At 34.9% G+C, this 2,994-nt stretch carries 3 protein-coding genes and 2 pseudogenes; 2 read left to right on the top strand and 3 right to left on the bottom strand.

The genetic code is table 11. The features are described 5' to 3' along the window. Together AB3X49_RS20380 and AB3X49_RS20375 are read left to right on the top strand one after the other, a co-directional pair. Nucleotides 1-246: pseudogene (locus AB3X49_RS20380) on the top strand (hypothetical protein); the annotation flags it as partial. Beyond that, entirely contained in the window at nucleotides 246-461 is a 216-nt protein-coding gene (locus AB3X49_RS20375) for a Phr family secreted Rap phosphatase inhibitor (RefSeq protein ID WP_367964372.1), read from the top strand. The pseudogene AB3X49_RS20380 and the gene AB3X49_RS20375, both read left to right, overlap by 1 nt. On the opposite strand, the pseudogene AB3X49_RS20370 reads toward AB3X49_RS20375, so the two are convergent. From AB3X49_RS20370 to AB3X49_RS20360, 3 genes and pseudogenes are all read right to left on the bottom strand, one after another. Then, nucleotides 369-978 (bottom strand): annotated as a pseudogene (locus AB3X49_RS20370) (FMN-binding negative transcriptional regulator). The gene AB3X49_RS20375 and the pseudogene AB3X49_RS20370 overlap by 93 nt on opposite strands. A 245-nt stretch (nucleotides 979-1,223) precedes the next feature. Further along, on the bottom strand, nucleotides 1,224-1,571 hold the full coding sequence (locus AB3X49_RS20365) for a DUF4260 domain-containing protein (protein WP_367964370.1): 348 nt from the start codon (nucleotides 1,569-1,571) through the stop codon (nucleotides 1,224-1,226). Nucleotides 1,572-1,577: 6 nt separating this feature from the next. Further along, a complete protein-coding gene (locus tag AB3X49_RS20360; protein WP_367964374.1) occupies nucleotides 1,578-2,969 on the bottom strand; it encodes an FAD-binding oxidoreductase in 1,392 nt (463 codons plus the stop codon). Between the last annotated feature and the right edge of the window lie 25 nt (nucleotides 2,970-2,994).

The raw sequence follows: 2,994 nt of genomic DNA, 5'->3' as shown, positions 1-2,994 counted from the left end.
TATCAATATCGTTTTAAAATCTTAGAAGAGCTTAGTAAAGAATCAAATTTAATTAAACTAGAAAAAGTAGTTTTAGAAGGGATTTCTTATTTTGAAAAAGAAGAATTATGGGAGTGTATTGAAGAGTACACTGAACGAATAGCAAATAAATTTTATGCAGAAGAGAATCATGCCAAAGCAAGTAAATATTATAATTTAAGTAATCAAGCACGCAAAAAATCATTAGCTAAAGGGGCGCTAAAATAATGAAAAAGATTGTTTTAACACTATCGTCGGTAGCATTAACACTAATTTTGAGTTTTGGATTCAGCCATAATCTAAAAGATGCTGCATTAAACAAAGGTGATACTTGGTCTCCAGCATACGAGTTAACCCTCATTATTATACAACTGCTCCTTCATCCATCTCGCAATCCCCCAGCTCCCTTCACTCCCAACTTTCTCAAGTTCTTCTATAACTAATTCTCGTCTCTCCACAGAATGATTTTGACTTAACTTCGCTTTTCCTTCTATTTTATTTATCTTTATTTTGAATTCAACTATTCCCCTACTTAATCCTTCCATATAATTCGGATCTACCTCATTCAGTGAGTAGGTGCTCTTTGAATTTTCATATTTATGTACTAAATCTTGAAGAGAATCTATTAATTCCTGTTCATCTTCAACAATTTCTAACGCTCCATATACATGCACCGCAACATAGTTCCATGTTGGCACTGCTTCATTTGTTTCATACCATGACGGAGAAATGTAGCTATGTGGCCCTTGAAAAACAGCTAACACTTGTTGATTTCCACTGCTCATTTGGACGTGCAAAATGACCATATAAAGTAAGTGTTTCCCTATTTAATAATAACGGCAAATGCGTTGCGTACGGTGCTCCGTTATGTTGAGAAAATAAAGTTGCAAAGCTATTTTGTTCAATCATTTCGTACTTCTTCTCTTCATCTTGTATAGTGAAATGTTTTGGTATGTACATAAGCTCCCTCTTTTCTTATCTTCTTATTTCCCATTATATTTACGAGATTTATTATTTGGCAGGGGCAGATTGTAATTGTTTTATAAGGTCAGTTCATATAGTAAAACCTCTTCTTCAAAAACAATAGGTGGCATTATATGATTTCTGCCACCTTAGTCTATTTTCGCATTGATACAAACTCTTCTATTCAACTATCCTTCATAGCTTTTTCTAATACAGCTTCAATGAATTCCGTTTTACCTAAGCTATAACCTCTGAATATGCGTATCCTTAAAATCAGTTTCATACTTCAATCCATACCCAAGCATTCGATCCATTCCAATATGTGCTGTCCATATTAAACCAATCATTAAAATCGTATCCACCTTTAAATAGCCCCCTATTAAAACAAGTAATATTGATATGATATATGTGTGAAATAGATTATAAATTTGTGCACCGACACGTTTGTTAATAGCGTACGCCACCATTGCTAAATCAGGTGCAAAAAGTAATACGATAAATAATAACCAACTAAATCCACATAATGCATATATATAAATCGCAGCTAATAAGACGACCAATCCTTCAAAGTGTATAATTCGTTTCTCCAAACTTCATCATTCCTTATCTTTTAACTTAAAAATTTTATTCGGATTTAAAATATTTTGCGGATCAAGAGCTTTTTTTATTTTTTCCATTACTAAAAGCGCAGCCCCATGTTCTTCTTCTTGATACTTCTGCTTCCCTATTCCAACGCCGTGCTCTCCTGTGCACGTTCCGCCACGCTTAAGAGCATACAGTACAATACTTTCATTTATTTCATCTGCTTTTTTCACTTCGTCTTTATCATTTGGATCAATCATTAAGAGCACGTGAAAATTCCCGTCTCCTACATGGCCAAGAATACCACCAACAAGGCCCACCTTATCTAACGTCTCTTTCGCATTTTGAATCGCGCCAGCTAACTCTGAAATTGGCACACATACATCTGTGCTCATTAGCTTTTTACCAGGATAACTATGAACGTAAGAATAAGCTAAGTTATGTCTTGCATCCCATAATTTATTTCTTGCCGCAGTTTCAGTTTCAAAAGCGACTTCTTTACATTTATGATCAAAAACAATTTCCTTCGTAAACTCGATATCTTGCGTTAGCCCTGCTTCATTTCCGTGAAACTCTAAAAACAGTGTTGGTTCTTCTCTGTAATTTGTTTCATTATAATGATTTACTTGTTTCATAGATAATTCATCAACAAGTTCTATTCTCGCAATTGGAATGCCAGCTTGCAGTATATTAATAACAGCTTCTACTGCATCATTTATAGTTGGAAACGATGCTCTCGCAGCCATAACATGTTCTGGTATGCCGTATACTTTTAATGTTAGCTCTGTAAAGCATCCAAGCGTACCCTCTGATCCTACGAAAATACCATTTAAATGATAACCTGATGATGACTTCGCCGCTAAATTGCCAGTATGTATCACTTGCCCATCAGCAAGCACCACTTCTAAATCACGAACTTGATCACGCATTACGCCATACTTAACCGCTGTCGTTCCGCTCGCATTCGTAGCAGCCATGCCTCCTAACGTTGCATCTGCACCTGGATCTACACTAAAAAACAAACCGTACTTTTTCAATTCTTTATTGAGCTGAGAACGAGTAACTCCTGGTTGTACTTTCACAAGAAAATCTTTCTCTCTTATTTCAAGTATTTTGTTCATTAATGAAAAATCAACTGTAATCCCCTTTTCATAAGGAATTATATGACCTTCTAAACTAGAACCTACTCCAAATGGAATGACAGGTTTTTTATGCTCACTCGCTACTTTCATTATTGCTCTAACCTCTTCCATCGTTTTTGGAAAAACAACTACATCAGGTAAACTACTATTATGGTAAGATTCATCTTTACTATGTAACTCTCTTACTGTCTTATTAACCACTACTTGCTCTTCAAGAAGTACATCCTTTAATTCATTTACTAAACGCTCAATTGTTATTTCCATTACGTACTCTCCTTTTATATTATTT

Source organism: Bacillus sp. C30, assembly GCF_040838255.1.
GTDB classification, from domain to species: Bacteria; Bacillota; Bacilli; order Bacillales; family Bacillaceae_G; genus Bacillus_A; species Bacillus_A mycoides.
Note: the sequence above shows the minus strand (reverse complement) of the source record. Positions and strands in the feature narration are given on the sequence as shown.